Below are 4477 nucleotides of genomic sequence, written 5' to 3'. Positions count from 1 at the left end.
GGCGGCGTATTATACGGCGCTTACTTTTGCCGTCAAGCCCCTTTTTGAAAAACTTTTTCAGTCCGGGGTACCACCGCTCCCTACCCGTTTTTGACAGCCTGTTTCTATCTAGAGTTCAGCTGTTTGCCAACGTGTCGGGAGGGCGCATTATAGGGACTTATTCACCCCGGTCAACACCTGAATGAAAATATTTTTCAGGTGGCGATGCTTAACCGGGCAAAACGCCGTTTTCCGACCTGGGCCACGACCTCAGCGCCTGGTTCCAGCATAGTGTTTCTGTCCTCAACCCTTTCGCCATCCAGGCGCACTGCACCCTGCTTGATCATGCGATAGGCCTCTGATGTACTGCTTACCAGCCCGGCTTCTTTCAGCGCATTGGCAATGGGAAAGCCGTTTTCATCAGCTGCAACGAGCGCCACTTCCGGCATATCTTCCGGTAGCGCCCCTTTGCGAAAACGATCAATAAAGGCCTGCTTCGCTCTTTCCGCGGCTTTCGTATCGTGAAAGCGGGCTACGATTTCCTCGCCCAACAGAAACTTGATATCCCGTGGATTACTGCCCTTCTCTATTTGAGCGCGGAAATCTTCCACTTCTGACATGGGGCGGAAACTCAGCAATTCAAAGTACCGCCACATCAAATCGTCGGAAATGGACATGATCTTGCCAAACATTTCTTCAGGCGCATCCGTGATCCCGATGTAATTGTTCAGGGACTTGGACATTTTCTGCACACCGTCCAGCCCCTCGAGTATGGGCATGGTCAGCACTATCTGGGGTTCCTGACCATAGGCTTCCTGCAGCTGCCTGCCGACCAGCAGATTGAATTTCTGATCCGTGCCGCCCAGTTCGACATCCGCTTTCATGGCAACCGAGTCATATCCCTGTACCAGGGGATAGAGGAATTCGTGAATGGCAATGGGCTGCCCGCTCTTGTAGCGTTTGTTGAAATCATCCCGCTCAAGCATCCGTGCCACGGTATGCTTTGCCGCCAGCTGAATCAGATCGGCAGCACTCATCTCACCCATCCAGCTGGAGTTGAACAGTACCATGATTTTTTCGGGATCGAGGATCTTGTAGATCTGCTCTTCGTAACTCCTGGCGTTTTCCAACACCTGATCCCGGGTCAGGGGCGGGCGGGTGGTGCTCTTGCCCGTGGGATCGCCGATCATGCCGGTAAAGTCACCGATGAGGAACATGACCTCGTGGCCCAGATCCTGAAACTGCCGAAGCTTGTTGATGAGGACGGTATGCCCCAAGTGCAGATCCGGCGCAGTGGGATCGAAACCCGCCTTTACCCGCAGGGGCTTGCCACGCTCCAGTTTCTTTACAAGTTCTTTTTCCAGCAGAATTTCATCTGCACCACGGCGTATCAGCTCCAGTGATTCTTCGACTGAAGGCATGTTCGGACTCCTCAATGATTGATACAGGAAAAGAAATGTACCAAAAAACGCGGCCGCGAACCCTACTGATTGCGCCTCTGCCACTACAAAAGCCTGCTTTCATGGCATAATCCGAGCCTGTTACGGAACAGCGGTGGTAATTCCGGGTCTATTTACCATCTGGAATTTCCAGGTCAGGTATTGGCCTGCCAAATAGTAGGGACGCAGCAAAGAGTCACCCATTTCACCGGAGCTTCAATGCAAGATTACATTTTAAATTCCCGCAAGCAGGCCGCACGCCGCCGTCGCCAACTGTTGTCCCGGCTGATCCTGCTCATCATTGTTGTGGGTGGAGTGGCTTACCTTGCCGATCATTTCCTCAATTTTTCCGGCAATAACAACAGCGGCGACAAGCAAAACGGTGATCTGCTACCGCTACCCCCCGTCAACGACACCCTGCCGGCACAATCACAAAATCAGCCACCAGGGGAACCCACAAAGCTCGAAGCAAAAGCATCGGAAGAAAAGCCAGCCGCAGAGATCCCGGCTCCCGAAGCAGCCACTGCCTCAGCGAGCACTGAAAAACCACAACAACAAACAGAAGAACTCCCGCAAGCGCTCCTCACCCAATCTGAACCCTCATCCACTCCCGTCACGCCAACGACCGAGAACAACTTCCGCAAGGTGGAGCATACAGTGGGAAAAGGCGAAACACTTGCCTCCATCTTCAAAAAGCAGGGACTGTCTCCCACGTTGCTGCACAGGATCGTCACCAGCAGCAAGGAAGCAAAAGGCCTGGCCCGCATTCATCCCGGCCAGAAACTGCATTTCGTTTTCGACGAAAATGACACGCTGCAGCAGCTTGTTCTCGAACGCAGCCGCATCTCCAGCCTTGAGATCAGGCGCAACGATGACAGCTTCGGTTCCCGGGAAATAACCCGACCGGTTGAAAAACACTATGCCACCGCGACAGGAATTATCGAATCTTCTCTGTTCGTCGATGGCCACAAGGCGGGGCTGACCGATGCACAGATCATGGAGCTGGCTCAGATATTCGGCTGGGACATCGATTTCGCGCTGGAACTTCGTGAAGGCGATCAGTTTCACGTGATCTATGAAGAACAGTACCTGGACGGCGAAAAACTGAGGAACGGCCCCATACTGGCTGCCGAATTCATCAATCGCGGCAACCTCTACAAAGCGGTACGCTATACCGACAAGGAGGGCGACACCTCATACTACGATACCGAAGGCAATGCCAAACGCCGCGCCTTCATTCGTACACCGGTCAAATTCAGCCGCATCAGCTCGCGCTTTACCCGCAAACGCTGGCATCCCGTTCTGAAGCGCTGGCGCTCACACAAGGGTGTGGACTATGCCGCCCCCAGAGGGACTCCCGTCAAAGCCACCGGCAACGGCAAAGTGGTTTTCCGCGGCAATAAAGGCGGCTACGGAAACGTTATCTTTCTTCGCCATGGTGGCAAGTACACTACGGTATACGGACATCTTTCCCGCTTTGCCAAAGGACTGAAGAACGGCAAGGCCGTCAAACAGGGGCAGATCATCGGCTATGTGGGCAGCACAGGCCTGGCGACGGGCCCACATCTGCACTATGAATTCCGGGTTCACGGCAAACACCAGAATCCACTCACCATCAAGCTCCCCAAAACCATCCGGTTGCCAAAACGCGAGCAGGCAAGGTTCAAAAAAAGTACCGCGCCTCTGATGGCACAGCTGGATGAACTTCGCGCCAGGACCATGGTGGCTTCAGCACATTGAGCACTGATGGCTATTTCATCGGCCTGATGTCCGGTACCAGCATGGACGGCATCGATGCCGCGCTGGTGCAAATCAAACAGGACTCCTTTCGACTCATTCACAGCCTTTCCCATTCCTGGCCAGCAGAGCTGACATCGCGCCTTGCTGCAGCCACCGGTGACAACCCGGTCGATCTGAGGGAACTGGGACAGCTCGACGTACTTTGTGGTGAACTTTTCGCCGGGGCAACCCGGCATCTGCTCACTGAGGCCGAAATGGCAGCCACTCGCATCACCGCCATAGGAAGCCATGGACAAACCCTGTTCCATCATCCCCACCCCCCCGCGCCTTTCAGTATGCAGATCGGCGACCCCAATACCCTTGCAGAACGAACCGGCATCACGGTTGTTGCCGATTTCCGCCGCAGGGACATGGCCGCCGGGGGACAGGGCGCCCCACTGGTACCGGCCTTCCACCAGGCGCTGTTCCGGCACGCCCGACGCAATCGCGTTATTCTGAATATCGGCGGCATTGCCAATATCACCGTTCTTCCCGCCGCCGGTGATGTCACCGGCGGTTTCGATACAGGACCTGGCAATTGCCTGATGGATCGCTGGATTCAGCATCACCAGGGGCTGCGCTTCGACGAAGGTGGCAGATGGGCGGCATCCGGCCAGGTCATTGAACCCCTGTTACAGCATTTTCTCAATGATGCGTATTTTTCCCTGAATCCTCCCAAGAGCACTGGCACGGAGTATTTTTCGGAGTCCTGGCTCCGCAAAAAACTGCAGGGTTTCCCGACAGCTGCACCTGAGGATATCCAGGCCACCCTGTTGCAGCTAACCTGCCAAAGCATCGCCCGCGCCATATTGCGATGGGCAGAAGACACCCAGGAAGTCCTGGTCTGTGGGGGCGGCAGCCACAATGCCAGACTGATGGACGATTTGTCCCAGCAGATGAGAGACATCCCCGTTCAGCCTACAAGCCGGAACGAAAAACCGGTCGATCCCGACTGGGTGGAAGCCATGGCCTTTGCCTGGCTTGCCAGGCAGACACTGCAGCACAAACCCGGCAATATCCCTGATGTTACCGGGGCTTGCCGCCCCGTTGTTCTGGGTGGTATCTATCCAGCAGCCTGAGTCCTTCCGGGGAACTACTTCACCTCAACACCATCACCCTTTTTTGATCAATCAGAGACCGATTGCCGGTTGAGCCTGCTGACAGCAGCTATAATCAGTCAAATGCACTTATTGTCGGGTACCATGTGATTATATTCCAAAAAGGAGCTATCCTTTGTTCCGAACCCGCCAGATATTGAACGACTGGCTCACGCAAAACCT

General features: G+C 54.8%; 3 protein-coding genes. 2 read left to right on the top strand and 1 reads right to left on the bottom strand.

All coding sequences use genetic code 11. The features are described from left to right. Positions 1 to 194: 194 nt before the first annotated feature. Positions 195 to 1400: a tyrosine--tRNA ligase gene (gene tyrS, locus ACOCD2_RS05260; protein WP_293645491.1), complete on the bottom strand. Its 1206-nt coding sequence runs from the start codon at positions 1398 to 1400 to the stop codon at positions 195 to 197. A 237-nt stretch (positions 1401 to 1637) separates the two neighbouring features. Here tyrS and ACOCD2_RS05255 point away from each other — a divergent pair, with 237 nt between their 5' ends. Together ACOCD2_RS05255 and ACOCD2_RS05250 are read left to right on the top strand one after the other, a co-directional pair. Continuing rightward, positions 1638 to 3158, top strand: coding sequence for an OapA family protein (locus ACOCD2_RS05255; RefSeq protein ID WP_293645493.1), 1521 nt, complete (start codon positions 1638 to 1640; stop codon positions 3156 to 3158). Next, complete coding sequence (locus ACOCD2_RS05250; protein ID WP_293645495.1) at positions 3155 to 4276, top strand: anhydro-N-acetylmuramic acid kinase; 1122 nt, start codon at positions 3155 to 3157, stop codon at positions 4274 to 4276. Before ACOCD2_RS05255 ends, ACOCD2_RS05250 begins: the two co-directional genes overlap by 4 nt. Positions 4277 to 4477 lie beyond the last annotated feature (201 nt).

The sequence above is a fragment of the Thiolapillus sp. genome (assembly GCF_048562965.1).
Taxonomy (GTDB): domain Bacteria; phylum Pseudomonadota; class Gammaproteobacteria; order Chromatiales; family Chromatiaceae; genus Thiolapillus; species Thiolapillus brandeum_A.
This window is presented reverse-complemented; position numbering and strand designations above follow the sequence as displayed.